The 25,519-nt window shown below is 63.4% G+C and carries 24 protein-coding genes and 1 other RNA gene; 6 read left to right on the top strand and 19 right to left on the bottom strand.

The window, feature by feature from the left end; translation table 11 throughout:
- Window positions 1-7: 7 nt before the first annotated feature.
- The 8 genes from mraY to rsmI all read right to left on the bottom strand — a co-directional run bounded on the left by mraY (window position 8) and on the right by rsmI (window position 9,182).
- Complete coding sequence (gene mraY, locus F8A90_RS03605; RefSeq protein WP_043332504.1) at window positions 8-1,090, bottom strand: phospho-N-acetylmuramoyl-pentapeptide-transferase; 1,083 nt, start codon at window positions 1,088-1,090, stop codon at window positions 8-10.
- A 9-nt stretch (window positions 1,091-1,099) separates the two neighbouring features.
- Window positions 1,100-2,551, bottom strand: coding sequence for a UDP-N-acetylmuramoyl-tripeptide--D-alanyl-D-alanine ligase (locus F8A90_RS03600; RefSeq protein WP_200019016.1), 1,452 nt, complete (start codon window positions 2,549-2,551; stop codon window positions 1,100-1,102).
- The gene (locus F8A90_RS03595) at window positions 2,548-4,146 is read right to left on the bottom strand and encodes a UDP-N-acetylmuramoyl-L-alanyl-D-glutamate--2,6-diaminopimelate ligase (RefSeq protein WP_233593428.1); all 1,599 of its coding nucleotides are present in this window, start codon (window positions 4,144-4,146) and stop codon (window positions 2,548-2,550) included. Before F8A90_RS03595 ends, F8A90_RS03600 begins: the two co-directional genes overlap by 4 nt.
- A gap of 105 nt (window positions 4,147-4,251) precedes the next feature.
- On the bottom strand, window positions 4,252-5,913 hold the full coding sequence (locus tag F8A90_RS03590) for a peptidoglycan D,D-transpeptidase FtsI family protein (RefSeq protein WP_166019561.1): 1,662 nt from the start codon (window positions 5,911-5,913) through the stop codon (window positions 4,252-4,254).
- A 107-nt stretch (window positions 5,914-6,020) separates the two neighbouring features.
- Window positions 6,021-6,341: a cell division protein FtsL gene (ftsL, locus tag F8A90_RS03585; RefSeq protein ID WP_043332508.1), complete on the bottom strand. Its 321-nt coding sequence runs from the start codon at window positions 6,339-6,341 to the stop codon at window positions 6,021-6,023.
- 250 nt (window positions 6,342-6,591) lie between these two features.
- Window positions 6,592-7,578: a 16S rRNA (cytosine(1402)-N(4))-methyltransferase RsmH gene (gene rsmH / locus F8A90_RS03580; RefSeq protein WP_200019014.1), complete on the bottom strand. Its 987-nt coding sequence runs from the start codon at window positions 7,576-7,578 to the stop codon at window positions 6,592-6,594.
- A gap of 285 nt (window positions 7,579-7,863) precedes the next feature.
- Window positions 7,864-8,216: RNase P RNA component class A (rnpB, locus tag F8A90_RS03575), an RNA gene on the bottom strand.
- A gap of 102 nt (window positions 8,217-8,318) precedes the next feature.
- Entirely contained in the window at window positions 8,319-9,182 is an 864-nt protein-coding gene (gene rsmI / locus F8A90_RS03570; RefSeq protein WP_200019012.1) for a 16S rRNA (cytidine(1402)-2'-O)-methyltransferase, read from the bottom strand.
- Between the two features lie 196 nt (window positions 9,183-9,378).
- On the opposite strand from rsmI, the gene F8A90_RS03565 reads away from it, so the two are divergent.
- Genes F8A90_RS03565 through F8A90_RS03550 form a run of 4 tightly spaced genes read left to right on the top strand, consistent with a single transcriptional unit; the run spans window position 9,379 to window position 12,914 of the window.
- Complete coding sequence (locus F8A90_RS03565; protein ID WP_200019010.1) at window positions 9,379-11,280, top strand: penicillin-binding protein activator; 1,902 nt, start codon at window positions 9,379-9,381, stop codon at window positions 11,278-11,280.
- 1 nt (window position 11,281) lies between these two features.
- Entirely contained in the window at window positions 11,282-11,683 is a 402-nt protein-coding gene (locus F8A90_RS03560; RefSeq protein WP_052384397.1) for a YraN family protein, read from the top strand.
- A gap of 21 nt (window positions 11,684-11,704) precedes the next feature.
- Window positions 11,705-12,298 (top strand): phosphoheptose isomerase, encoded by a 594-nt coding sequence (locus tag F8A90_RS03555; RefSeq protein WP_043332512.1) that lies wholly within the window; start codon window positions 11,705-11,707, stop codon window positions 12,296-12,298.
- A 37-nt stretch (window positions 12,299-12,335) separates the two neighbouring features.
- Window positions 12,336-12,914, top strand: a complete 579-nt coding sequence (locus tag F8A90_RS03550) for a BON domain-containing protein (RefSeq protein WP_054555092.1) — start codon at window positions 12,336-12,338, stop codon at window positions 12,912-12,914.
- A 208-nt stretch (window positions 12,915-13,122) separates the two neighbouring features.
- On the opposite strand, the gene F8A90_RS03545 is transcribed toward F8A90_RS03550, so the two are convergent.
- The 8 genes from F8A90_RS03545 to zapE all read right to left on the bottom strand — a co-directional run bounded on the left by F8A90_RS03545 (window position 13,123) and on the right by zapE (window position 19,854).
- Complete coding sequence (locus tag F8A90_RS03545) at window positions 13,123-13,719, bottom strand: ClpXP protease specificity-enhancing factor (protein ID WP_200019008.1); 597 nt, start codon at window positions 13,717-13,719, stop codon at window positions 13,123-13,125.
- Between the two features lie 167 nt (window positions 13,720-13,886).
- Entirely contained in the window at window positions 13,887-14,513 is a 627-nt protein-coding gene (gene sspA, locus F8A90_RS03540; protein WP_200019006.1) for a stringent starvation protein SspA, read from the bottom strand.
- Between the two features lie 215 nt (window positions 14,514-14,728).
- A complete protein-coding gene (locus F8A90_RS03535; protein ID WP_442778886.1) occupies window positions 14,729-15,541 on the bottom strand; it encodes a cytochrome c1 in 813 nt (270 codons plus the stop codon).
- Window positions 15,538-16,800, bottom strand: coding sequence for a cytochrome b (locus tag F8A90_RS03530; RefSeq protein ID WP_107335416.1), 1,263 nt, complete (start codon window positions 16,798-16,800; stop codon window positions 15,538-15,540). The genes F8A90_RS03535 and F8A90_RS03530 overlap by 4 nt, the downstream gene beginning before the upstream one ends.
- Window positions 16,800-17,396, bottom strand: coding sequence for a ubiquinol-cytochrome c reductase iron-sulfur subunit (petA, locus tag F8A90_RS03525; protein ID WP_043332520.1), 597 nt, complete (start codon window positions 17,394-17,396; stop codon window positions 16,800-16,802). The genes F8A90_RS03530 and petA overlap by 1 nt, the downstream gene beginning before the upstream one ends.
- A 217-nt stretch (window positions 17,397-17,613) precedes the next feature.
- Window positions 17,614-18,003, bottom strand: a complete 390-nt coding sequence (rpsI, locus tag F8A90_RS03520) for a 30S ribosomal protein S9 (protein WP_043332522.1) — start codon at window positions 18,001-18,003, stop codon at window positions 17,614-17,616.
- Window positions 18,004-18,016: 13 nt separating this feature from the next.
- Window positions 18,017-18,445 (bottom strand): 50S ribosomal protein L13, encoded by a 429-nt coding sequence (rplM, locus tag F8A90_RS03515; RefSeq protein WP_043332524.1) that lies wholly within the window; start codon window positions 18,443-18,445, stop codon window positions 18,017-18,019.
- A 251-nt stretch (window positions 18,446-18,696) separates the two neighbouring features.
- Window positions 18,697-19,854: a cell division protein ZapE gene (gene zapE / locus F8A90_RS03510; RefSeq protein WP_200019004.1), complete on the bottom strand. Its 1,158-nt coding sequence runs from the start codon at window positions 19,852-19,854 to the stop codon at window positions 18,697-18,699.
- Window positions 19,855-20,408: 554 nt separating this feature from the next.
- Here zapE and F8A90_RS03505 point away from each other — a divergent pair.
- Window positions 20,409-20,861 (top strand): YhcB family protein, encoded by a 453-nt coding sequence (locus tag F8A90_RS03505; protein ID WP_043332529.1) that lies wholly within the window; start codon window positions 20,409-20,411, stop codon window positions 20,859-20,861.
- A gap of 88 nt (window positions 20,862-20,949) precedes the next feature.
- Here F8A90_RS03505 and F8A90_RS03500 read toward each other — a convergent pair whose 3' ends face one another.
- Window positions 20,950-21,717, bottom strand: coding sequence for a Nif3-like dinuclear metal center hexameric protein (locus F8A90_RS03500; protein ID WP_166019178.1), 768 nt, complete (start codon window positions 21,715-21,717; stop codon window positions 20,950-20,952).
- A 186-nt stretch (window positions 21,718-21,903) separates the two neighbouring features.
- On the opposite strand from F8A90_RS03500, the gene F8A90_RS03495 reads away from it, so the two are divergent.
- Window positions 21,904-23,220 (top strand): S1C family serine protease, encoded by a 1,317-nt coding sequence (locus F8A90_RS03495; protein WP_200019002.1) that lies wholly within the window; start codon window positions 21,904-21,906, stop codon window positions 23,218-23,220.
- Window positions 23,221-23,341: 121 nt separating this feature from the next.
- Here the strand turns inward: F8A90_RS03495 and hisD are convergent, their stop codons facing one another.
- Together hisD and hisG are read right to left on the bottom strand one after the other, a co-directional pair.
- Window positions 23,342-24,646 (bottom strand): histidinol dehydrogenase, encoded by a 1,305-nt coding sequence (gene hisD, locus F8A90_RS03490; protein WP_200019000.1) that lies wholly within the window; start codon window positions 24,644-24,646, stop codon window positions 23,342-23,344.
- A gap of 215 nt (window positions 24,647-24,861) precedes the next feature.
- The gene (gene hisG, locus F8A90_RS03485) at window positions 24,862-25,506 is read right to left on the bottom strand and encodes an ATP phosphoribosyltransferase (RefSeq protein ID WP_043332537.1); all 645 of its coding nucleotides are present in this window, start codon (window positions 25,504-25,506) and stop codon (window positions 24,862-24,864) included.
- Window positions 25,507-25,519: the final 13 nt, after the last annotated feature.

Below are 25,519 nucleotides of genomic sequence, written 5' to 3'. Positions count from 1 at the left end.
TGCGTCCTCAGCGAACCTTGAGTGTGGCCAGGCCAAGCAGCACCAGCACGACGGTGATGATCCAGAAGCGCACGATGACGCGCGGCTCCGGCCAGCCTTTCAGCTCGAAGTGGTGATGCAGTGGTGCCATGCGGAAGATACGTCGCCCGGTCAGCTTGTAGGAACCGACCTGCAGGATCACCGAGACGGTTTCCATCACGAAGACGCCGCCCATGATGAACAGCACGATTTCCTGACGCACGATGACCGCCACAACCCCCAGTGCCGCGCCGAGTGCCAGCGCGCCTACATCGCCCATGAAGACCTGGGCGGGATAGGTGTTGAACCACAGGAAACCGAGGCCGGCACCCGCGATGGTGGCGCAGAACACCGCCAGCTCACCGGAGCCGGCGATAAACGGAATGTGCAGATACTCGGCGAACTTCAGGTTGCCCGAAGCGTAGGCGAAGATGGCCAGGCCCATGGCGACCAGCACGGTCGGCATGATCGCCAGACCATCGAGGCCGTCGGTCAGGTTGACCGCATTGGAGCTGCCGACGATCACGAAGTAGGTCAGCACCATGTAGAACACGCCCAGCGGGATGACGACGTCCTTGAAGAACGGCACCAACAGGCCCGTCTCGGCCGGCGTGCTCGCCGTCAGGTACAGCACCACGGCGGCGCCGATGCCCACCACCGACTGCCAGAAGTACTTCCAGCGCGCCGGCAGGCCACGCGGATTCTTTTCCACCACCTTGCGGTAATCATCGACCCAGCCGACGGCACCGAAGCCCAGCGTGACGGCCAGGACCACCCAGACATACAGGTTGGTCAGATCACCCCACAGCAGGGTGGAGACGGCCATCGACAGCAGGATCATCACGCCGCCCATGGTCGGCGTACCGGCCTTGGAAAGGTGAGACTTGGGACCATCGTCGCGAACGGCCTGGCCGATCTGGCCATCGACGAGCTTGCGTATGACCCAGGGACCCAGCCACAGACACAGCAACAGTGCCGTCAACGTGGCCAATACCACGCGCAGGGTCAGATAATTGAAAACCGTGAAGGCGCCATTGAATTGGGCCAGAAACTCAGCAAGCAGCAGCAGCATGACTCACATTCACCTTGATGCGTCGACCTTGAGCGCGGCAACGACATTCTCCATGCCAGCGCTGCGAGACCCCTTGACCAGAACACTGGCCCCGGTGGGTAGATGGTTACGGGCGTAAGCTTCAAGCTCCGCCCGCTCGATAAAGTGCTTGCCACCGGCCCCGAAGGCCTCGGCAGTCGCCTGAGCGCCTTCGCCGCAGGTGGCAATGAAATCTATGCCCAGCTTGCGGGCGTGATCGCCCACCTCGGCATGCAGACGTTCGGCGTCTGCTCCGAGTTCGCCCATGGCGCCCATCAGGCACCAGCGCGGCGCAGGCAGCGTCGCCAGCAGATCCAGCGCTGCCAGCATGGCACCGGGGTTGGCGTTGTAGCTGTCATCCAGCAGACGCGAGCCATTGATGCCCGCCACGACGCCCAGCCTGCCAGGTACGCTCTCGGCACTCTCGAGCCCGGCGATCACCAGATCACTGTCGATGCCCAGTGCCAGACACGCCGCGGCAGCCGCCAGCGCATTGGCCACGTTGTGACGCCCCAGCAACGCCAGCTGGACACGACCGAGCGAGCGGCCATCAAACGTCAGTTCGAAAGCATAACGCCCGAGTTCATCCGCGCCTAGCTCACGCGCCTGCAGGCGTGCCGGGCGATCACCATCCTCTACGGCGCCATCCGCAACGCTGAAGTCGATGACATCGACCGCCTGACCAGTCGCGGCCAGCGCCTGCCATAGCGAGAAGTAGGCATCATCACGGTTGAGTACCGCGACCGGACGTCGCCCTCCCAACGGACTGAGGCCCGCCAGAATCTCACCCTTGGCCTGGGCGATCTGCCCCATGCCGCCGAATTCGCCGACATGGGCACCGGTGACATTGGTGATCACCGCCACTTGCGGGCGCGCCAGGGCCGTCGTCCAGGCGATCTCGCCGAGATGATTGGCGCCTAGCTCGACCACGCCGTGCTGGTGGGCATTGCTCAAGCGCAGCAACGTCATCGGCAGACCGAAATCGTTGTTGAGGTTGCCGTGATTGGCGAGGCTTTCGGCCTCGAAACGCGCGGCATCCCGCACAAGGATGGCATGCACCAGGCCCTTGACGCTGGTCTTGCCACTGTTGCCGGTCACCGCGATCAACGGCCTCCCCCAGGCACGCCGACGCGCCGCCGCCAGCAGCCCGAAGGCCAGACGGGTATCCGCGACGACGATCTGCGGCAGCGGATCATCCACTGCCCGCTCGACCAGCGCCGCGACGGCGCCATTGGCGCGAGCCTGGGCGAGGAAGTCATGGGCATCGAAGCGCTCACCCTTCAGCGCCACGAACAGTGGTGCAGCCTGCTCGCCAAGCTTGCGGGTATCCGTCTCGATGGCACCCAGCGTCTGACCGTACAATGCCTGTGGCAACTGCGCGCCGAGCACCACGGCCAATTCCTCGAAGGTGCTCAGACCGACGGGCTGTTCAGGCGCACTCATGCGTCACGCTCCTGACCTTCCAGCATCGAGAGCTCGCGACGCTCCAGTGCCGCGATCGCATGGGCCACATCGGAAAACGGCAGTCGCTGACCGTCGATTTCCTGATAATCCTCGTGCCCCTTGCCAGCGATCAGGATGACATCATGCTCGCCGGCATCGCGGATGACCTGGGCAATGGCCTCACCACGCTCGGCGATATCCAGCACACGCTCGCGGGCATGGATGCCAGTCATCATCTGCTGACGGATGGCAGCCGCATCCTCGGTACGCGGATTGTCATCGGTGATCACGACACGGTCGGCACCCTGTTCGGCGGCCGTGGCCATCAGCGGGCGCTTGCCGCTGTCGCGATCGCCACCACAGCCGAGCACACACCACAGGCGCGCATCATCCCGTGCCGGCAGGTGGGCACGCAGCGCGGTCAGCGCTGTCTCGACGGCCTCCGGCGTGTGGGCATAGTCCACCACCACCACCGGCGCGCCATCACGGCTCAGACGCTGCATGCGACCCGGCACCGGCGTCAGACGCGGCGCGGCGGCGAACAGCCCCTCGAACGAATAGTCGAGGCCATGCAGGATCAGCATTGCCAGCAAGGCATTGTCGAGATTGAAGCGCCCCATCAGATTGAGGCCCAGCTCACGCTCGCCATCCGGCGTCGCGATCACGGCGACCTGACCCAGCGGCTCGGGGAAGACATCCAGCACGCGCAGGGTCGCGACCTCATCACGCCCCATCGCCAGCACGCGCACGCCGCGCTGCATGCCGGCCAGCATCAGACGCGCCAGCGCATCATCGGCATTGAGCACCGCAAGCTTGAGTTCGGGACGCTTGAACAGCTTCGCCTTGGCCGCCGCATAGGCCGCCATGCTGCCGTGATAATCGAGGTGGTCTCGCGAAAGGTTGGTATAGCCCGCGACGGTGAAACGGCAGCCATTGACGCGCCCTTGGTCCAGCGCATGGGAAGAGACCTCCATCGCGATCAGCTCGGCACCAACAAGGCTCAGGCCCTTGAGCGCCGCCTGCACGGCCAGGGCGTCGGGCGTGGTGCGCTCGCCTGCCACCAGGGCGCCGGGGCGCCCGATGCCGAGCGTGCCGATCATGCCGGCGGGCGTGCCCATCGCTTCGGCCAGCTCGGCGATGTAATGAGTGACGGAAGACTTGCCATTGGTGCCCGTGACCCCGACCAGCGTCAGCGACTCGGGCACGCGGAAGGCCTGGCGCCCCAGCTCACCGAGCTGCTCGCCCAGATTCTCGAGCCAGACGACTCTGGCATCGTCTGAATGCAGTGCCAGACGTGCATCCTCGTCGGCGGGTCTTTCGGCCAGCACCAGCTCGGCCCCGCCCTCGAGCGCCGCGGCGATATAGTCGCGGCCATCACTGGCGATGCCGGGAATGGCAATGAAGAGGGAGCCCTGCGCGGCATTGCGACTGTCGATCGTCAGGTGCCAGTCATCGCGCGCGGCAAGCCGTGCACGGCAATCGTCATTGAGGGCGCCTGGCCACAGCGCCAGCAATGCTGCCAGCATGTCTGTCGCCGTGGCCAACGGGCGCGCCAGAAACTCGCCCAGGCGCCTGGAATCGTGCGGTGAAGTCATGTCGGAAGACCTTCCTTGTTCCCGATGTCCCGGAACGTATTCACTACATGAGAAAAAAGACGCAGTCGCCCGCCTGAGGCCGACGACCGTGCCACATGAAAAGCGTTACTCACCGACCTTGCTGTCCGGCGGCACATCCAGCAGGCGCAATGCCTTGCCCACCACGCGCCCGAACACGGGCGCCGCCACCAGACCGCCGTAATATTCTTCCCCCTTGGGGTTCTCGATCATCACCACGGTCACGATACGCGGATCAGACACCGGTGCCACACCCGCGAACAACGAACGATACGCGGTCTTCTGATAACCACCGGCCGTCACCTTGCGCACGGTGCCCGTCTTGCCGGCGATACGATAGCCTTCGACCACCGCCCGCTTGGCAGGCCCGTTGGGCTGCACGATCTTCTCCATCATGCCGAGCAGGGCGTGCGCGTTGTCCGGAGAGATCACCTGGTCTCCGACCGGCGGCGTCTTGACCTTGAGCAGCGACGGCGGCACACGTCGGCCATCATTGGCGAGCGCGGTATAGGCGCTGGCCAGCTGCAGCGCCGAGACGCTGATACCGTAACCGTAGGAGATGGAGGCCCGCTTGCTGCGCGACCAGTTGGTCGGCGGCGGCAGCACGCCGGTCGTCTCGCCCGGGAAGCCGGTACCCGGCGCCTGGCCGAGGCCCAGCTCATAGTAGCGATTCCAGACCGCATCATCCTCGAGACTCAGCGCCATGCGGCTCATGCCGATATTCGAGGAGTGGTAGAGAATTCCCGCCATGTCGAGCTTGCCGTAGTTGCGGAAGTCACGAATGGTGAACTGATCGACCCGCATGTAACCCGGCGTAGTATCGATCACCGAGTCAGGCTGATACTTGTTGGAGGCCAGGCCGGCGCTCATCGACAGCGGCTTCATCACCGAGCCGGGCTCGAAGGCATCGGTGATCGCGCGGTTACGCAGCCCGGCGGGATCAAGCCCGGCGCGATTGTTCGGGTTATAGGACTTCTGATTGACCATCGCCAGCACTTCGCCGGTGCGGGCATCCATCATCACCAGGGTGCCGCCATCGGCACGGTGCTCCGCCACGGCCGCCTTGAGTTCGCGGTAGGCCATGTATTGCAGACGCAGGTCGATGGAAAGTGTCAGGTCGCCGCCGGGCTTGGCTTCGCTGATCAGATGCAGGTCGCGCACCAGGCGCCCCTTGCGATCCTTGAGCACGCGTCGCTTGCCCGGCGTCCCGGAAAGGTAGGAATTGTAGGCAAGCTCAAGCCCTTCCTGTCCCTTGTCATCGACGTTGGTCACGCCGATCAACTGGGCGGAGACTTCTCCGGAGGGATAATAGCGCTTGTATTCCTGCTTGTGGCTGACGCCCGGAATATCGAGGTCGATGGCAGGCTGGGCCTGCGGTGGGGTCATCTGGCGCTTGATGTACATGAAACCCTTGCCGGCATCACGATAGCGGCGGACGCGTGCGATCAGATCATCCGGCTGCTGACCCAGCGCACGCGCCAGCAATGACAGCCGCACGGGGTCGTCGGGCACCTTGCGCGGGTCGGCCCACAGGGTGATGACCGGCGTGGAGATCGCCAGCGGCTCACCGGTGCGATCGGTGATCATGCCGCGGTGAGCATTGATGCTGTCGACACGCAGGGTACGTGCGTCCCCCTGATCCTGCAGGAACTGCTGATCGAAGAGCTGGAGATAGCCGATGCGGCCGACCAGAGCGACAAGCCCGGCCAGCACGATGAAGAGCATGATGCGATAGCGGGCAGGCCCCATGGCGGCGCGCGCGCTCTTGCGGGCACCGCTTGCGGCCTTGGTGCGGGTGGGCGCCTCAGCGCCGGCGGCTTTGCGCGGACGAGACGAAGGCGGGCGACGCGTGGCCATCAGCGAATGACCTCGACATCGTGGACATCCGGCACACGCATCTCGAGTCGTTCGATGCTGATGCTTTCGATACGCGCCGGTGCCGACCAGGCGCTCTCTTCCAGCAGCAGGCGCCCCCAGCGTGCACGCGCATCATCGCGCGCCGCTTCCAGCTTCTGCAGCTGGGCATATTGGCCGCGCGAGAGGTGGGAGCTGATCACGACAGCAGCAGCAGAACCAAGCAGACTGAGCATCAGCACCGCGAAACACAGGTGACGCCAACGCATCTGCACCTTGATCGGCCAGTTACCCGTCCAGCCATCCTGTCTCCGTCCCGCCATGCCGACTCCCTAATCACTCTGAACGTGATGCCCCGCACCACGAATATCCTTGCAGACTGCCAACGTGCAGGCGCGATGTTCGCTCACTTGTTTCAAGCGCCCGGCGCATTATGTCAGCAAGTGGCGTTAGCCGCTAAGAGTTGCAGCACGGCAACACTTGTGTCGTCCTTTCCCCACAGTCCACTCACGCGCGCGCCTGCCGGTAGGCAGGCGCAGAAAGAGGCACGATTCCCCAGAGGGAGCACTGACGCTATTTGAGCTTTTCGGCAATGCGCATCACGGCACTGCGCGAACGGACATTGGCATCGACTTCGCTTTGCGATGCCTTCTGCGCCTTGCCCACCAGCTTGAGACGCTTGTTGAGCTGGTCTTCACGGATCGGCATGCCACGCGGTGCCTGATCCCCCCGCGCCTTGTCACGCATGAAGCGCTTGACGATGCGGTCTTCCAGCGAGTGGAAGCTGATCACGACCAGACGACCGCCGGGCTTGAGCGCCTCGAGACCGGCATCCAGCGCGCGGGTCAGCTCATCCAGTTCACCATTGATGTGAATGCGGATCGCCTGGAAGACACGCGTCGCCGGGTGCTTGTGCTTCTCCCAGTTGGGATGGGCATCCTTGATCAGGCTGGCGAAGTCGCCGGTGCGCGTGATGGGTCGCTCGGCGCGACGCTCCACCACGGCGCGTGCCAGACGCTTGGCATAACGCTCTTCACCATAGGTCTTGAAGACCCAGGCCATGTCCTCGGCACTGGCACGTGACAACCACTCGGCGGCGCTCTCGCCGCTGGTGGGGTCCATGCGCATGTCCAGCGGGCCATCATTCATGAAGCTGAAGCCACGCTCGGCATCATCCAGCTGCGGGGATGACACGCCGATGTCGAGCAGGATCCCATCCAGCTGACCCTGCACGCCCTCACGCTCGGCATACTCGCCAAGACGCGCGAATTCACCGGCATGGATACTGAAGCGCCCATCATCGATGGTCGCGGCTTCCGCCAGCGCCTGGGGGTCACGATCACAGGCGATCAGACGCCCCTCGGGCGCCAGACGCGACAGGATCAGACGCGAATGGCCACCGCGACCGAAGGTGCCGTCGAAGTAGACGCCGGCCGTGTCCTGAATCAGGCCATCGACCGCGCCATCGAGCATGACACTGACATGCGCGAAGCGATCAGCCACTTCGACGGACTCGGTATCGACAGACTCGGTAACGGAAGGGGCGCTGGGCTTGGACATGACGAAACTCTGGACCTTGGCACGCGATGCGGGCAGTGAGAGCCGGTGGCAAAGAACACCGACAGCATAAGAGCGTAAACAGCGCCTGCGTGCAGCAGGCAAGCGGCTGAAACACGAATTCAAGTGCCATAACCGACAACCGGCGCCTGTCACGGCAGCGTGTTCGTTGCCATCCAACTGCAATGGTCATTCACGAAACACGCAGCGGACGGCGCCGGTCATGCGAATTCAAGGTGTGCTGTCATCGCTCGCGTCGCGAAGGTTGGCAGCACACTGACGTTATAAGGCGGGAGATGGCCGATAAGCCGGGTCTTGTCGTGGACAGTCATTCATCTAGGCCCTGAATCACTTCAGGGCTCAAGCAACCAACCCGCCCCCACTGCGGGCAGCAGCATAGGGGGCCTATTTGGTCTTGCTCCAGGTGGGGTTTACCTCGCCGCGAACTGTTACCAGCCGCGCGGTGCGCTCTTACCGCACCCTTTCACCCTTACCGGCCAGCCGAAGCTGACGTAGGCGGTCTTCTCTCTGCTGCACTTGCCGTCGGCTCGCGCCGCCCAGACGTTATCTGGCACCTTGCCCTATGGAGCCCGGACTTTCCTCCCCCAGCTTGCGCTGGCGGCGACTGTCTGGCCGTCTCCCAAGCGCGCAAGACTACCAGTGTCATGGGCCTTTCACAAGACGAAGCCCGCGCAGGCCGAACAATGGCAGCGGCAAAAAAGTCTGGCGTAACAGAGGTTTGCTTATTCCTCTGCTGCGTCCTTCATGGCTTGCGCCTTGCCATACCAGGCTTTCTTGCGCCCGCCCACCAGACGCGTGGCGATGGCGGCCATCTGCTTGACGCCGACGCCCTCCTCGAACAGCACCTGCAACAGGGCGTCGCCTTCGACACTGGCCGCCTCGTCGCCATCACGTGCCGGCGCTCCTTCGATCATGACCACGAACTCACCGCGAGTCTGATCACTGTCAGCGTCCATCTGCGCCAGCAGCTCGGCCGCCGTGCCATCGAGGAAGGTCTCGAAGGTCTTGGTCAGCTCACGGGCCAGCACGACCCGGCGCTCGCCCAGCACCTCGCGAATATCGCCAAGCAACGCCTGGATACGATGCGGAGACTCGTACAGCACGTGGGTGGCGCTATCGTCGCGCAGCGCAGCAAGGCGCGCCTGACGCGGGCCACCCTTGTGGGCCAGAAAGCCTTCGAAGGTGAAGCGATCTGTCGGCAGACCCGCCGCGCTGAGGGCGGTGATCAACGCACACGGCCCCGGCAACGGTACTACCTTGAAGCCACGCTCGCGCAGGGCGCGCACGACAATGAAACCGGGATCGGAGATCAGCGGCGTGCCGGCATCGGAGACCAGCGCGACGCGTCGGCCTGCCTCCAGCGCCTGACACAGCTGATCGACACGGCCACGTTCGTTGTGATCGTGCAGGGACATCATGGGCACTTCCAGGCCCAGGTGACGCAGCAACCGCGCGCTGTGGCGGGTATCCTCGGCTGCGATCAGGTCCACTTCTCCCAGCACCCGCGCGGCGCGGGGACTGAGATCATCGAGGTTACCAATCGGCGTGGCGACCACGTACAATACGCCTTCAGAAGACTCGGACATTCAATGCTTCGACTCGTTGAACTCAATGGTAGAAATGGTCGTCAGACACAGGCAGATTGCCTTGGGACATTTCATCCGAAGGACGCTGCATGCGTGGCCCTGATCGACCGAGTGCCATGATGCCTTTCACCCTTCATCACAGTAGGCGGCGATGCAGTCCTGACCACATCGCCCATCAGCCAAGGGACCGTCGTACATGCGCCAGACATGGAATCGTGCATCAGCCAACACGCTGGGCACTTCGTCAGCCATCCGGCAGGAGGCCGCGCGCCGTTCACGTTCCGGCCTGCGCACGCTGGCAGGCCTCGCCGCCTCCGCCCTGCTGCTGGCAGGGTGTGCCGGACAGTCTCCGCTTTCCAGCGGCCCCGGTGCCGATGCCCTGCTCGCTCAGGCCGAGCAGCAACAGGGTCAGCAAGCGGCCAGTACGCGCCTGCAAGCTGCGGACATCCTAGCACGCAGCGGCGACAACGCGCAGGCGATCACCATCGCATCCGACATCGACCCGGCAAGCCTCGAGCCGCAGGAACGCGTGCAATGGGCCCTGCTGCTGTCGCGCATCGCCCTTGAACAGCAGGATGGCTGGAACACGATCCTGGCGACCTCCGTGCTCGAGGACGGCATCCAGATATCCAGCGATGACCAACGCACGCTGCGCAAGCGTCGCGGGCTGGCACTCGGCATGGTCGGTGAGCCTCTGGCCAGCGCTCAGACCCTGATCGCCCTGCAGGCTGACAGCGATGACCTGAGCATCAACGACACCCTGTGGGAACAGCTCACTCGCCTGTCTCCCAGTCAGCTCAATGAGCTGGCCAGCGCCAGCCCGACCGCCAGCGGCTGGACGGACCTGCTGCGCCTGCAGCGTCGCTTCGGCGGCAACATCGATCAGATGTTCTCCGCCATCAACGACTGGTCGGACGCCAACCCGCAGCATCCCGCCGCGCGCCAGATGCCGCAGGGCATTCTCGATCTGCGCGAGCTCTCCGGCCAGGAAGTGCGCAAGATTGCCGTCTTCCTGCCCGAGTCCGGTTCGCTCAAGCGGATCGCCCAGGCCATCCGTGAAGGCATCGAGGCACGCCATCGCAGCGCCATCGACAATGCCGAGGCCACGCCGCAGCTGAGTTTCTATGACACCTCGAGCGCGGACCTCAAGACTCTGTATGCCCGTGCCACCATGGATGGCGCTCAGGTCGTGCTCGGCCCGCTGGACAAGAAGCTGGTCAGCCAGCTCGAGACCCAGAACAGCCTGCCGCTGCCGACCCTGGCCCTCAACTACGGCACCCACGACAGCAACCGTGCCGACAACCTGTTCCAGTACGGCCTTTCCGCCGAGGACGAAGCCCGCCAGGTCGCCCTGCGAGCTGCTCTCGACGGCCATCGTGGCGCCGCCGCGCTGGTGCCCAACAATGCCTGGGGCCAACGCGTCTACAGTGCCTTCCGCGACCGCTTCGAGCAGGAAGGTGGCGACATCGTCTCCGTCGAGCGCTACAACCCCAAGGGTGCCGTCAGTTCAGCCGTCAAGGACCTGCTGTCGGTCTCGAACCAGGATCAGGCGCGCATGAAGTCCGCCAAGAAATCCGGCAGCAGATACGGCCGCGCCCATTCCGGCAACATCGACATGATCTTCCTCTTGGCGCTACCGAGCTATGCGCGTCAGGTGCCGCCGATGCTGGACTTCTACTACGCGGGCGACCTGCCGATCTACGGCACTTCCCATCTCTATGACGGCGCACCGCAGCCCGATCAGGACGGCGACCTCAATGGCGTCGACTTCGTGGACATTCCCTGGGAAGTGCCGGAGGCCTCCTCCGGTGGCAAGGCATCCCTGCCGGAAGCCGACACCTATCGCGCCCTGTCCGATGCTTCACCGCGCATGCTCAAGCTCAACGCCATGGGGGTCGATGCCTATCGTCTGGCCCAGCGCGTACCGCTGATGCTGGCCGGAGCGGGCGGCGAACTCTTCGGCGCCACAGGCAGCCTCTTCCCGCGCCACGATGGCCGCATCGAGCGCACGCTGCCCTGGGCTGAATTCAGAGGTGGCGTACCGCGTCCGCCACTGAAAGGCGCCAACAGCCGCACCGTCGAAGCCTACACGCCCTGACATGACACGCGCCGACTCGCCCTCTGGCAAGGCGCACCCGCCTCCCCAGCGTCGCGCCCGAGCGCGCGGCGCCGTCATCGAGGCGGAGGTAGAACAATGGCTGGCAGCGCGTGGCCTGACACCCGTCACGCGCAACCAGCATGCCAAGGGCGGCGAGATCGACCTGATCATGCGTGACGCCGAGACCCTTGTCTTCATCGAGGTGCGCTACCGGGCCAATTCCCGGTTCGGCAGCGCGCTGGAAAGCGTGACCCACACCAAGCAACGCCGGCTGATCACTGCCGCGCGTTTTTATCTGGCCCAGCACGGGCTATCATGTTCCTGCCGCTTCGACGTGGTAGGCGTGGAGGGGACCTCCCCTCGATCCATTCACTGGATTCGCCACGCCTTCGAAGCGTTCTGAAGCCAACGACCAAGAGCCATCATGGATTTCCAATCGCGTATTCTCGGCCACTTCAACGCCAGCATTGACACCAAGACCTACGCCAGCGAAGTGCTGCCGCCCTTCATCGAAGCGGCCAGCCAGATGATGGTCCAGAGCCTGGTCAATGACGGCAAGATCCTGGCCTGCGGCAACGGCGGCAGCGCCGGCGACAGCCAGCATTTCTCCTCCGAACTGCTCAACCGCTTCGAGCGTGAGCGCCCGAGCCTGCCGGCCATCGCGCTGACCACCGACACCTCCACGCTGACGTCCATCGCCAACGACTACAGCTACAACGAGGTGTTCTCCAAGCAGATCCGCGCCCTGGGTCAGCCCGGCGACATCCTGCTGGCCATCTCCACCAGCGGCAACTCCGCCAACGTGGTGCAGGCCATCCAGGCGGCTCACGACCGCGACATGCGCGTCGTCGCCTTGACCGGCCGTGACGGTGGCGACATGGCGTCACTGCTGGGCAGCGAAGACTGCGAGATTCGTGTTCCCGCTACCTCTACGGCACGTATCCAGGAAGTCCATCTGCTGGCCATCCACTGCCTGTGCGACCTGATTGATCATCAGCTGTTCGGCAGCAACGAGTAATCCGCGCGCCCCACGGCATTCACCAGGAGAAAACGGCATGACGCCCAAGAATCTGCTTTCCCTCATGGCCACCGCCGGCTTCCTGACGCTAGCCGGCTGCACCACCGTCGCCGACCTGACCAACAGCGGCCCGATCGACGAAGACTATGGCGATCGCACCCTGGGCGCCCAGGTGGAAGACGAGAGCATCGAGACCAAGATCGAGGTCAATCTCGGCAAGACCGATGCCCGCTTCAATGATGCCCACGTCAACGTGAACTCCTACAACGGCATGGTGCTGCTGACCGGCCAGGTCGCCAGCGACGAGCTGAAGCAGAAGGCCACGGACATCGCCAAGGACGTGCGTCGCGTGCGTCAGGTGCACAATGCGCTGGAAATCAGCGCCAATGCCCCGGCCAGCCAACGCGTGCAGGACACCTGGCTGACCACGCGCGTCAAGGCCACGCTGGCGGCGGATGCCAACATCGACTCCGGTCGCATCCTGGTACTCACCGAGAATGCCAGCGTCTACCTGATGGGTATCGTGACCCGCGCCGAAGCCGACCAGATCGTCAGCAAGGTCTCTGAAGTCGGCGGCATCCAGCGTATCGCCAAGGTCTTCGAGTACCTGGACTGATCGAGGTGGCGCGCTTGCATGCCTGACATGCCTGACATGCAAAGCGCCCTGAACGAAAAGCGCCCTGAACGAAACGTACCCTGAATAAATAGCACCCAGAATGAAAAATGCCCCGCAGGCCGAAGCCTGCGGGGCATTTTTCATGACAGGAGCGACATCAGGCGGACAATGACCAACCCTCGTCCATCGCCCCCACCTGCCGACGTGATTACTTGATCACGCGCAGCGAAGGACGGCCCTTGCGCGGCGGCTTGGGCTGATCATTGTCATCAGCACCCTGCTCGTCGCTGGCCGAGTCCGACGCCTGCTCTTCATCGGCGGCTTCGGCATCAGCGCCTGAGCTTGTCTCGACGGACGCATCCGCTGATTCCGAGGCAGGCACCTCTTCCTCGACGGGCGCACTGCCGACACTGGCCAGCGTCGGGCGCGCTGTGGCGGCCGGCTCGGCATCTGGCGCGGCTTCACCGAAGGTCATCTCATCGGCACCCGGCATCACCGGCTCGTGACCGAAGACCATACCGACACCGTTTTCACGCGAATACAGCGCGACCAGGGCCGTCGTCGGCACGCTGACGTGCATCGGCTGACCACCGAAGCGGGCATTGAAGCTGACCCCTTCATTGGCGATCAACAGATCACGCACCGCACCGGGTGCGATATTGAGCACGATCTGACCGTTCTGGACGTGTTGCCGCGGCACCTGGACACCTTCCTGCTCGGCGTCCACCACGATGTACGGCGTATTGTCGTTATCCAGCAGCCACTCGTAGAGTGCGCGTGCCAGATAAGGGCGACTGGAAAGCATGGGAGAACCTCTTGAACTGCAATGAGTGTCAGCGACGACCGAAGTCCATTCCGCCAACGGGCCAACGCCCCGCACATCGCTCACATCCATCGACCTCAGACTGATGAGCGAGGGCGAAAGCCCGAATGCGTGACCGATCGATCAGTGACCGAAGGATCACGCACGGATCAGATGCGCATCTCGCGCTCGGCCTCGGACAGCGACGCCTTGAAGGCATCACGCCCGAACAACCGCTCCATGTAGGTCAGCAGCGGCTTGACCTGCTTCTCCGGCAGCTCGATTCCCAGTGCCGGCAAGCGCCACAGGATCGGGGCAATGCAGGTGTCCACCAGTGAGAACTCGTCGCTCATGAAGAACGGCATGTCGTCGAAGATCGGGGAAATGCCGATCAGGCTTTCACGCAATTCCTTGCGCGCCTTGTCGGCTTCCTTCTTGGTGCCGGTCTGGATGGTTTCCATCATCGGCACCCATTCGCGCTCGATGCGATGCATCCACAGACGGCTCTGGGCGCGCGCCACCGGATACACCGGCAACAGCGGCGGATGCGGGAAACGCTCGTCCAGATATTCCATCATGACCTTGGACTCGTAGAGCACCAGGTCACGATCCAGCAGCGTCGGCACACTGTTGTACGGGTTCAGGTCGGCCAGTTCGGCCGGACGGCTGTCATCATCCACATCAATGATATCGACTGCCACACCCTTCTCGGCCAGCACGATCCGTACACGGTGGCTGAAGTGGTCGTCACCACCGGAGTAGAAGGTCATCGATGAACGCTTGGCCACAACACCCATGAAACTGTCCTCGCATCTGTTCGAGACATGCCCGTGTCAGCTTTTGGCCTGACAAACGGGGATAAGTTTCCTCTGGCCTGCCCTTGTCACAACGGGCCCTGCCAGAGGGTCAGCCTGCGCCACCTCAAGGCGACGCAAGCGGGCGCGCGACTGATCAGCCGCGCGCCCGTCACTGCCGGCTCGCCATTATCACTGAGACCCCGCCCCGGGGGCCATCAATGAATGTCGCGCCAGTATTCCTTCTTGAGAAGATACGCCAGCAAGGTAAAGATCATAATGAATACTAACACCTTGGGGGCCATGCTCTCAGCCTTGAGTCGCGAAGGCTCGCCGACATAGGCCAGAAAATTGGTCAGATCCCACATCGCCTGATCAAACTCCCCTGCCGTCATGCTGCCAGGCTGAGTGATCTCTAGAATATCACAGGACGCATAACGCCCCGTGTCGGGATCGATCTCCGCCCCCGCTACCGCCATATCAGTCTGCCCACAGACCTTTTCCTGCACGCCCTGCAGCGATTCCAGCACATGCGGCATGCCGACCTGAGGGAAGACCGCATTGTTCACGCCCCACGGACGTGACGCGTCGCGATAGAAGCTCTTCAGATAGGTGTAGATCCAGTCAGTGCCGCGCAGACGCGCCTCGAGCGACAGATCCGGTGGCGGCGTGCCGAACCAGCCGGCCGCGTCTTCTTTCTGCATGCCCGTGCGCATGGTGTCATTGATCTTGAGCGCTGGCGAGAGAATCAGATATTGCTCGACCAGGTCCTCGGGCATTCCCAGGTCCTCTGCGGCACGCGAGTAACGCTGGTACTGCAGGCCATGACAGCCGAGGCAGTAATTGGTGTAAAGCTGCATGCCTCGCTGCAACGAGGGCTGATCGTGTAGATCCGGCTGCATCGTCTCCAGTGGCACCGCACTGCTCGCCGCACTCACCATGCCCGACCCCATCAGGCTCACTGCGGCCAGCAACCCTGCTGCCAACCCGTGTTTGAGCCACTCCCTTGACCCACCCATCAGCGCACTCATCGGCCCGTCACCCTGTCAGGCACCGCTCGCGTCGTCTCGAAGCGCGTATACAGCGGCATCAGTATGAAGAAGGCGAAATATGCCACGGTCGCCAGCTGCGCGATGATCGTGCGCTCCTGCGTGGGCGGCATCACCCCCAGCACGCCCAGCGTCACGAAACTGACCACGAAGATGACGATGGCGATACGCGACAGCCAGCCCTTGTAGCGGATCGAGCGCACCGCCGAGCGATCCAGCCACGGCAACACGAACAGGATGGCGATCGCCAGCCCCATGACCACCACGCCCCAGAACTTGGCATCCACGCCGAACAGCGGATAATTGACCGCGCGCAACATGGCGTAGAACGGCGTGAAGTACCACACCGGCGCGATGTGCTCGGGCGTCTTGAGCGAATTGGCCGGCTCGAAGTTCGGCGTTTCCAGGAAGTAGCCGCCACCTTCGGGGAAGTAGAAGATCACCGCACAGAACACGAACAGGAAGACGCCGACACCGACGAGGTCCTTCACCGTGTAATAGGGATGGAACGGAATGCCATCCAGCGGCTGCCCCGCTTCATCCTTCCGGTCCTTGATCTCGATGCCATCCGGATTGTTTGAGCCCACCTCGTGCAGCGCCACCAGGTGCAGCACCACCAGCCCGACGATCACCAGCGGCAAGGCGATGACATGCAACGCAAAGAAGCGGTTCAGGGTGATGCCCGAGATCAGGTAGTCGCCACGAATCATCTGCGCCAGGTCTGCCCCGATGACCGGAATCGCCGTGAACAGCGAGATGATTACCTGCGCGCCCCAGTAGGACATCTGCCCCCAGGGCAGCAGATAGCCCATGAAGGCCTCGGCCATCAGCGCCAGATAGATGCACATGCCGAAGATCCATACCAGCTCGCGAGGCGCGCGGTAGGAGCCATACAGCAGGCCACGGAACATGTGCAGATAGATGACCACGAAGAAGGCCGAGGCACCGGTGGAATGCATGTAGCGGATCAGCCAGCCGTACTCCACATCGCGCATAATGTACTCGATGGAGGCAAAGGCCTCCTCGGCACTCGGCGTATAGCTCATCGTCAGCCAGATGCCGGTCAATATCTGATTGACCAGCACCAGCAAGGCCAGCGAGCCGAAGAAGTAGAAGAAGTTGAAGTTCTTCGGCGCGTAGTAGCCGGTCAGGTGGTCCTGCAGAAACTGGGTGGCCGGCAGGCGATCATCGATCCAGCGCATGATGCCGCGTGGCGCCTTGGCACGGTTTGGATTCCCCATCAGGCAGCCTCCTCGTCGACACCCACCACCAGCACCTGCTCACTCTCGTAGCGATGCGGCGGCACCTCCAGATTCGAAGGCGCCGGCACTCCGGTAAAGACTCGCCCGGCGAGATCGAACTTGGACCCATGACAGGCACACAGATAGCCGCCCGGCCAGTCCGCGCCAAGATCCGCCGCGCCGATCTCGGGACGATAGCCAGGCGAGCAGCCCAGGTGCGTGCAGATACCCACCAACACCACATATTCCGGCTTGATGGAACGCAGCACGGCATCGACATAGGGGGGCTGCTGGGGACGCAGTGACTCGGGGTCCTGCAGCTCTGCGGGGGGAATGGCGCGGATATCGGCGATCATCTCGGGGGTGCGACGCACCACCCACACCGGCTTGCCGCGCCATTCGATGGTCATCTGCTGGCCGGGCGCCAGCCGCGAGATATCCGCCGTGACAGGCGCGCCCGCCGCACGGGCACGCGCACTTGGCTGCCAGGACGCCAGGAAGGGCGTTGCGATACCGACCACCCCTACCGCCCCGACCACGGTGGTTGCGCTGACGAGGAAGCGGCGTCGCCCTCGATTCACAGCTTGATCTGACATTTTATTGTTATCTCCCAAACACTACCGCCTGATGCTGGGCCATCCACTTGCCGAGCACTTGATGCTTGCTTGTATTAAAGGGCAAGAACAGGGCACTCACAACTCAAGAAAGCCACCTTGACCAAAGCCGCTTTCGTCAATCGTGCAGCGAGACCGCAAAAAAAACGTCCAGCACCCTTGCGGGCACTGGACGTTCTTGTGGTCGACGCGAGTTCTCTTAACGCTTGGAGAACTGCGGACGACGACGGGCCTTGCGCAGGCCGACTTTCTTACGCTCGACTTCACGGGCGTCACGAGTGACGTAACCGGCGGCGCGGAGGGCCGGACGGAAGTCTTCGTTGTAAGCCATCAGGGCACGAGTGATGCCGTGACGGATAGCGCCGGCCTGGGCAGAACCACCACCACCAGCAACAGTGACGTAGACGTCGAACTGTTCGGTAGTTTCGGTCAGCTCGAGCGGCTGACGGACAACCATGCGGCCTGTCACACGACCGAAGTAGTCGTTCAGGTCACGCTGGTTTACGGTGATTTTGCCGGTGCCCGGCTTCAGGAAGACGCGCGCGGTAGAAGTCTTGCGGCGCCCGGTACCGTAGTGCTGCTGTGTCATGGCGATGCTTCCCTCAGATGTTCAGTTCTTGCGGCTGCTGCGCAGCGTGCGGATGCTCGGAGCCAGCATAGACTTTCAGCTTGGACTGCATGGCACGACCCAGCGGGCCCTTCGGCAGCATGCCCTTGACAGCCAGTTCGATCACGCGCTCAGGCTTGTGCTCGATCATCTGGTTGAAGTTCATGGAGCGCAGGCCGCCCGGGTAACCGGTGTGACGGTAGTAGGTCTTGGCTTCTGCCTTGCGACCTGTCACAGCGACTTTCTCGGCATTGATGACGACGATGTAATCGCCAGTATCAACGTGCGGAGTGTACTCGGCTTTATGCTTGCCGCGCAGGCGACGAGCAATTTCGGTAGCCATACGGCCCAGCGTCTTGCCGGCTGCGTCGACGACGAACCAGTCACGCTGGACGGACTGCGGCTTAGCAGTAAACGTCTTCATGGATGAATCACCTATAGTCGGGTCTTGCACTTGTGTGCGCGACCAATCCCTATTTTTCTTGGTTGTCCGACGCCTGGCAGCGAGCGGCGTGCTGCTTGCGCAGTCACTGCCCTCTCATCTCCAGACTGCCCTCGCCCATCAGGAGTGAATGACTCAGGATGGCTCGAGAACCGGTCAACAGTTCGAGCGAGCGCGCATTGTACATGTCATGCCCGCCTACCACAAAGGCTATTTTGCCCTCGCAGCAGGACTCACGGCTTGTGTGGCAGCGCGAGATACTCACGCGATTGCATTTCCTGCAGACGTGACAGCGTGCGCTGGAATTCGAAATCCAGATTGCCACCGGTGTAGAGGTCCTCGACGGGCGTCGCGGCGCTCATCAGCAGCTTGACGCCACGGTCATAGAACTCATCGACCATGTTGATGAAACGACGCACCTGGTCGTCACTGTCGCGCCCCATCTGCGGCACATCGGACACCAGCACGGTATGGAATTCACGCGCAAGCTCAATGTAGTCATTCTGGCTACGCGGGCCATCACACAGCTCATCGAAGTGGAACCACACCACGTCTTCATGGCGACGCAGGGCATGCAGCACGCGATGATTGATGCTCAAGCCTTCATCGGCATGGCCTTCGGCACCGGCGATGGAGCGGAACTCCCGCGCCAGTCGCGCGGCACTGTCGTCGCCCAGCGGGCTATGGAAGAGCTCGGCGTGCTCCAGCGCGCGCAGGCGATAGTCGATGCCGGAATCGACGTTGACCACCGTGCAGTGACGCTTGACCAGGTCGATCGCCGGCAGGAAGCGCGCCCGCTGCAGGCCGTCCTTGTAGAGATCATCCGGCACGATATTGGAGGTCGCGACCAGCACCACGCCCTGCTTGAACAGCTCTTCGAACAGGGTGGCGAGAATCATCGCATCGGTGATGTCCTTGACGAAGAATTCGTCAAAGCAGATCACGCGCGCCTCGACGGCGAACTTGGCTGCTACCAGCGTCAGCGGGTTCTTCTCGCCCTTGTAGTGGCCAAGTTCATTGTGGACACGCTGCATGAAGCGGTGGAAGTGCGTGCGCATCTTGTCGGCAAACGGCAGGCTCTCGTAGAAGGTATCGACGAGGTAGGTCTTGCCGCGCCCCACGCCACCCCAGAAGTAGAGGCCCATGATCTCGGGCGCTTCATCGACAGGCGCCGTGCGTGACGGCTTGCCGAACAGACGACGCACCTTGGAGCCCAGCCCGCCGCCACCCGTCGCGTCGGACACCTTGTCGGGCGTCTGACGCGGCGTGCGCACGAGGTCGTCGTAGAGACGCTGCAGATGGCGAACCGCATCTTCCTGGGCGGCATCGTAGGCAAAGTCATCACGCTTGAGGTCTGCCTGGTACTTCTCGAGAGGCGTCGGTGCTGGCATTGAGAAACCCGCTGCAGGTCAGGCGCTACGCACTGGCACACGCCTGACATGAAAGGAAAAAGATCACGCCTGACCCGACACGGCGGGCAGGCAAGGACGAAATTGCGCGGCATTATACGCCTTGATGGCCACTTTACCCACTCACCGGCCAGCAATCGGCTGCGCGACGTGACTTTCGCCGCGCGCATCACTCGCAAGGCGTTGGCTGGCATCCGCCCACACCCCGCCGGCTGCGCCGACAGGCGACCAAGGTCGCGCGCCGCGTGAATTGACGCATCGCTGCACCACACCGATATAATGGCGCGTGGACGCTTTTGAAACGCAAGCGGCACGAAAGACCGGGTCACGAAAGACCGAGTCAAAAAAGACCGAGCAAAGAAAGAGACACGCAAGACTGACGCAAGAAGGACAGCGGCAAGCGGCGCTGACCTGCTGGACACCAGACCGATCCCGAGATCGGCGTGATGGAACATCATTGAATACCGGCATCGTATCTCAGCGCTACCATGCCCCAGCGGTGACGATCACCGCAGTCGTGACACAAGGAGAGCGACGTGAACGAGAGCAACATTGACTGGATCCTGGCCATTGCCTGTTTTCTGGCTGGCATCGGTATCGGCGCCTTGTGCTACCACCTGCTGAATGCCAACGTGGCCCGCAACCAGAAGACCCGCCAGAAGCTGGCTGAGCGCGAGCTGGAGCTGACCCAGTTCCGCGATGCCCTCAACGACCACTTCTCCAAGGCCAGCGACCTGACCGACCAGATCCAGCGCGCCGGCAATGAGCTGCGCCAGCATCTGGCCACTGGCGCCACCGCACTGTGCGATGACAGCCAGCTCAAGCGCCGCCTGCTGGACACCGACACCACGCCGGACGACAGCGAGACCGACAAGGTCGACCTGCCGCGTGATTACGCCGATAACCGTGGCACCCTGTCAGAGGACTTCGGCCTCAAGCCGCAACCGAGTGAAGGCGAGACTCCGGCGACCAACCCGCCGCGCATCTGATCGCCCTGCTGTCGTGAACCTCTCACGGCATCTGACAACGACAACGGCCACCTCGCGAGGTGGCCGTTGTCGTTTCCGGCATCAGATGTCACGCCGGGTTGTCGATATCCACGAAGCGGTGCTCCACACCATGCTCGGCGGCCAGCCACTCGCCGAGGGCCCGCACACCGTCACGCTCGGTCGCATGATGGCCCGCCGCGAAGTAGGTCACTCCCTCTTCGCGGGCGCTATGGGTGGTGCGCTCGGAGATCTCGCCCGAGAGGAAGGCATCGACACCGGCCTCGATGGCCAGTCCGATATAGTCCTGAGCGCCGCCGGTGCACCAGGCAATGCGCTTGATGGGGCGATCATGACCGGCCACGACCAGCACTTCACGCCCCAGACGCCGACTGAACTCGGCCCCCAGCGCGGGGCTGTCCAGCCCTTCCACCTCAGCGGCCAGACGCCCGACATGCACCAGGCCACGCCCGGGCACGCCATCCAGACAGCCTTCACTGACCAGCCCCAGACGCTCGGCCAGCTGGGCATTGTTGCCAAGTGTCGGGTGCGCATCCAACGGCAGGTGATAGGCCGCCAGATTGATGTCATTGGCCAGCAAGGTCTTGAGGCGCCGACGCTTCATGCCGGTGATCTGGGCCGGTTCGTTCTTCCAGAAGTAGCCGTGATGCACCAGCACCAGATCGGCCTGCCAGGCGAGCGCCTCATCGAGCAGCGCCTGACTGGCCGTCACGCCGGTCATCACGCGGCGCACCTCACTGCGCCCCTCCACCTGCAAGCCATTGACGGTATAGTCCTTGAAGGCCTGCGCCTCCAGACAGCCATCCAGCGCCTTCATCAGCGTGTCACGATCAGCCATTGGGCCTCCAGCAGTCAGAGTCATCGAGTGTTACACTGGCGAGCATTGTAACGGCGCATCGGCGCCATGTAAGCGTGTCGCGCCTAGACCGGGGCCATCCCTGCGCGTGGCACGTGGAGTTTCAGGCTATTCATCTTCATGTCCGCAGCATCGCGTCGGTGCGCGGACTTTTTATCAGGTAATCCGATGCCCCGTTCTCTTCGCAGCACACTGCTCCCGCTACTGTGGCCCGTCGTCACCGGCGTCCTGCTGGCCGTCGTCGTGCTGGATCGCTTTCCGACGCTGGGCCTGGGCGAGCCCGCCCCGCAGCAGAACGAGCAGGCAGGCAATGCCCCCTACCCGAGCCCGTCACAGAACTCTGCCGCCAATCAGCAGGTGCTGCCGCCTCCGAGCCTGACGCTGTCAGCGGCGCAGCGCGAAGAGTCGGCAGACCCGGTACTGCGCGAAGCACCGCCGCTGCAGCGCAACAGCGGCCCGGCCAGCTATCAGGCCGCGGTGGACGCCGCCGCGCCAGCGGTGGTCAATATCTACTCCTCGCGCGAGATCAAGGACGACAGCAAGCATCCGCTGATGTCCGACCCCTTCTTCAACCAGTTCTACGGGGAAGACGCCCTGCGCAGCCAGCGCATGCTGTCGAGCCTCGGCTCTGGGGTCATTCTCTCCAGCGACGGCTACATCCTGACCAACAATCACGTCATCCAGGGTGCCGACCAGATTCAGGTCGCCCTGCGCGATGGCCGCGAGACGTTCGCCAAGGTCGTGGGCGTGGACCCGGAATCCGACCTCGCGGCGCTCAAGATCGACCTCGACAACCTGCCCACCGTGGCGATCGCCGATTCCACCCAGGTCCACGTCGGCGATGTCTCGCTGGCGATCGGCAATCCCTTCGGAGTCGGCCAGACGGTCACCATGGGCATCATCTCGGCCACCGGACGCAATCACCTTGGTCTGAACGCCTATGAAGACTTCATCCAGACCGATGCCGCGATCAACCCCGGCAACTCCGGCGGCGCGCTGATCAATACCGACGGCTCGCTGGTCGGCATCAATACCGCCATCTATTCGCGCTCCGGCGGCTCGCAGGGCATCGGCTTCGCTATCCCCGCCAACCTGGCACGTGACATCCTCGAAGCGCTGGTCGACCACGGTCGCGTGATTCGTGGCTGGCTGGGTCTGGAAGTCCAGGAGCTGACGCCGTCGCTGGCGCACTCCTTCGGCCTGAGCGCTCCGCAAGGTGTGGTGGTGGCCGCCGTGCTGCGTGATGGCCCTGCCGCGCGTGCCGGCCTGCGTCCGGGCGATATCCTGACCGCCATCGGCGGCAAGCGCCTGCTGGATGCTCGCCTGGCCATGGCCGATATCGCCGCCGTCAAACCCGGCAATGCGCTGGAATTGCGCCTGCTGCGTGACGGCAAGACGCTGGACATCGACGTCAAGGTCGGCGAGCGCCCGATTCCCGAGAACACGCCGGCGGCCGTCGAGCCATCCCTGCAGGACAAGGGCTGAGGCGAAGCCTCGGTGCGGCGCCTTGAGCAGAGCACCCGCTTCATGATGACAAAAAGCCCCGCGACGGTATCCGTCGCGGGGCTTTTTACTGACCAGACAAGTCTCAGACTCAGTTTCAGGCTCAGTCGAGAATGCGATTCTCGGCACTGCGCGCATGCGCCGTCAGCGACTCGCCACGTGCCAGCACCGAGGCAGTACGCCCAAGCACTGACGCGCCCTCTGGCGAGCACTGGATCAGCGAGGAGCGCTTCTGGAAGTCATAGACGCCCAGCGGCGAGGAGAAGCGCGCGGTGCCGGAGGTCGGCAGCACGTGGTTCGGCCCGGCGCAGTAATCGCCCAGCGCCTCGGAGGTGTGCGAGCCCATGAAGATGGCGCCGGCGTGACGCACGCCCTCGACCCACTCCTCAGGATTCGCCACCGAGAGCTCCAGGTGCTCCGGCGCGATGCGGTTGGTCAACTCAAGCGCCTGTTCCGGCCCGCTGACGCGGATCAAGGCACCACGCTCACGCAACGAGGTCAGAATGATCTCGGCACGCTCCATGGTCGGTGCCAGGCGCTCGATGGAGGCCTCGACGGCAGCGAGGTGATCATCATCCCAGCCAATGAGGATCGCCTGGGCATCCTCGTCGTGCTCGGCCTGGGAGAACAGGTCCATCGCCAACCAGTCCGGATCGGTCACACCATCGCTGACCACCAGAATCTCGGACGGCCCGGCGATCATGTCGATACCGACCTGACCGAACACCGCACGCTTGGCAGTGGCCACATAGATGTTGCCGGGACCGACGATCTTGTCGACCCGCGGCACCGTCTCGGTGCCATAGGCCAGCGCTGCCACGGCCTGGGCGCCGCCAATGGTGAAGACACGATCGATACCCGCCAGGTGCGCCGCGGCCAGCACCAGCTCATTGACCACGCCGTCCGGCGTCGGCACGACCATGATGATCTCGCGCACGCCCGCGACATGCGCCGGAATCGCGTTCATCAGCACGGAAGACGGATAGGCCGCCTTGCCGCCCGGCACGTAGATCCCGGCGCGGTCCAGCGGCGTGACCTTCTGGCCCAGCAGGCTGCCGTGCTCGTCCTTGAAGGACCAGCTTTCCGGCTTCTGATGCTCGTGATAGACACGCACACGCTCGGCAGCCACGGCCAGCGCCTCGCGCTGATCCGCCGGCAGGTCGGCATAGGCCCGGGCCAGACGCTCGGCACCGATGACCAGCTCGGCCATGCACGAGACGTTCAGGCGGTCGAAGCGGTTGGAGAACTCCACCAGCGCCGCATCGCCTTCCTGCTTGACGCGCGCGAGGATGTCGGTGACACGATGCTGAACCTCGGCATCGGACACGCCCTCCCATGACAGCAAGCGGTCCAGGCGGGCAGTAAAATCGGTATCACGGCTATCAAGCCGGTTGATCAAGGTATCCATGCGAACCTCTTTTCTCATTGCTTGGCAGAGAAGGCTGAACCGGACGGGCACTGTCCAGCGCCTGCCCGCATCATCTTGATAAGCATCGTGATGAACATCTTGATGAGCATCGTGACGAGCAGGAGCGGCAGCTGGCGTTTCGAGAGTCATCATCTGCCACGGTCATCTATGCGACCTTGGGTATCCATCGGGTCGATGCCGACAGCACGCGGCCATCACGCCTCGCGGCGGGCTTCCACGGCCTGACGCAGGCGATCGATCAGCGGCTTGAGGCGATCGTGCTTCATGGTCATGGCGGCCTTGTTGACCACCAGACGCGTGCTGATGTCGGTGATCAGCTCGCGCGGCTCCATGCCGTTGGCGCGCAGGGTGTTGCCGGTGTCGACGATATCGACGATCTCGTCGGCCAGATTCATCAACGGGGCCAGTTCCATCGCGCCATAAAGCTTGATGACTTCCGCCTGGATGCCCTGCTCGGCGTAATAGCGACGCGCGACATCGACGAACTTGGTCGCGACACGGCGGCGAGCACCCTGCTGCTGCTGGCCGACGACACCGGCGGTCATCAGGCGACACTTGGCGATTTCCAGGTCCAGCGGCTCGTACAGGCCTTCGGCACCATGCTCGAGCAGCACGTCCTTGCCGGCGATACCGAGATCGGCGGCGCCCAGCTGCACGTAGGTCGGCACGTCGGTGGCGCGGATGATGACCAGCTTGACGTCCGGCAGATTGGTATCGAAGAGCAGCTTGCGGCTCTTGTCGAGATCTTCCAGCGGCTCGATGCCGGCGTCAGCCAGCAGCGGCAGGGTTTCCTTGAGGATACGCCCCTTGGAGAGGGCGACGACCAGTTGCTTGCTCATGGGGTATTCGCCC

It is taken from the genome of Cobetia sp. cqz5-12 (assembly GCF_016495405.1).
Lineage (GTDB): Bacteria > Pseudomonadota > Gammaproteobacteria > Pseudomonadales > Halomonadaceae > Cobetia.
Note: the sequence above shows the minus strand (reverse complement) of the source record. Positions and strands in the feature narration are given on the sequence as shown.

Excerpts from the sequence above, each read along its gene's own strand:
- mraY (WP_043332504.1), bottom strand. The coding sequence starts at position 1,090 with ATGCTGCTGCTGCTTGCTGAGTTTCTGGCCCAATTCAATGGCGCCTTC.
- F8A90_RS03600 (WP_200019016.1), bottom strand. The coding sequence starts at position 2,551 with ATGAGTGCGCCTGAACAGCCCGTCGGTCTGAGCACCTTCGAGGAATTG.
- F8A90_RS03595 (WP_233593428.1), bottom strand. The coding sequence starts at position 4,146 with ATGACTTCACCGCACGATTCCAGGCGCCTGGGCGAGTTTCTGGCGCGC.
- F8A90_RS03590 (WP_166019561.1), bottom strand. The coding sequence starts at position 5,913 with ATGGGGCCTGCCCGCTATCGCATCATGCTCTTCATCGTGCTGGCCGGG.
- ftsL (WP_043332508.1), bottom strand. The coding sequence starts at position 6,341 with ATGGCGGGACGGAGACAGGATGGCTGGACGGGTAACTGGCCGATCAAG.
- rsmH (WP_200019014.1), bottom strand. The coding sequence starts at position 7,578 with ATGTCCAAGCCCAGCGCCCCTTCCGTTACCGAGTCTGTCGATACCGAG.
- rsmI (WP_200019012.1), bottom strand. The coding sequence starts at position 9,182 with ATGTCCGAGTCTTCTGAAGGCGTATTGTACGTGGTCGCCACGCCGATT.
- F8A90_RS03565 (WP_200019010.1), top strand. The coding sequence starts at position 9,379 with ATGCGCCAGACATGGAATCGTGCATCAGCCAACACGCTGGGCACTTCG.
- F8A90_RS03560 (WP_052384397.1), top strand. The coding sequence starts at position 11,282 with ATGACACGCGCCGACTCGCCCTCTGGCAAGGCGCACCCGCCTCCCCAG.
- F8A90_RS03555 (WP_043332512.1), top strand. The coding sequence starts at position 11,705 with ATGGATTTCCAATCGCGTATTCTCGGCCACTTCAACGCCAGCATTGAC.
- F8A90_RS03550 (WP_054555092.1), top strand. The coding sequence starts at position 12,336 with ATGACGCCCAAGAATCTGCTTTCCCTCATGGCCACCGCCGGCTTCCTG.
- F8A90_RS03545 (WP_200019008.1), bottom strand. The coding sequence starts at position 13,719 with ATGCTTTCCAGTCGCCCTTATCTGGCACGCGCACTCTACGAGTGGCTG.
- sspA (WP_200019006.1), bottom strand. The coding sequence starts at position 14,513 with ATGGGTGTTGTGGCCAAGCGTTCATCGATGACCTTCTACTCCGGTGGT.
- F8A90_RS03535 (WP_442778886.1), bottom strand. The coding sequence starts at position 15,541 with ATGAGTGCGCTGATGGGTGGGTCAAGGGAGTGGCTCAAACACGGGTTG.
- F8A90_RS03530 (WP_107335416.1), bottom strand. The coding sequence starts at position 16,800 with ATGGGGAATCCAAACCGTGCCAAGGCGCCACGCGGCATCATGCGCTGG.
- petA (WP_043332520.1), bottom strand. The coding sequence starts at position 17,396 with ATGTCAGATCAAGCTGTGAATCGAGGGCGACGCCGCTTCCTCGTCAGC.
- rpsI (WP_043332522.1), bottom strand. The coding sequence starts at position 18,003 with ATGACACAGCAGCACTACGGTACCGGGCGCCGCAAGACTTCTACCGCG.
- rplM (WP_043332524.1), bottom strand. The coding sequence starts at position 18,445 with ATGAAGACGTTTACTGCTAAGCCGCAGTCCGTCCAGCGTGACTGGTTC.
- zapE (WP_200019004.1), bottom strand. The coding sequence starts at position 19,854 with ATGCCAGCACCGACGCCTCTCGAGAAGTACCAGGCAGACCTCAAGCGT.
- F8A90_RS03500 (WP_166019178.1), bottom strand. The coding sequence starts at position 21,717 with ATGGCTGATCGTGACACGCTGATGAAGGCGCTGGATGGCTGTCTGGAG.
- F8A90_RS03495 (WP_200019002.1), top strand. The coding sequence starts at position 21,904 with ATGCCCCGTTCTCTTCGCAGCACACTGCTCCCGCTACTGTGGCCCGTC.
- hisD (WP_200019000.1), bottom strand. The coding sequence starts at position 24,646 with ATGGATACCTTGATCAACCGGCTTGATAGCCGTGATACCGATTTTACT.
- hisG (WP_043332537.1), bottom strand. The coding sequence starts at position 25,506 with ATGAGCAAGCAACTGGTCGTCGCCCTCTCCAAGGGGCGTATCCTCAAG.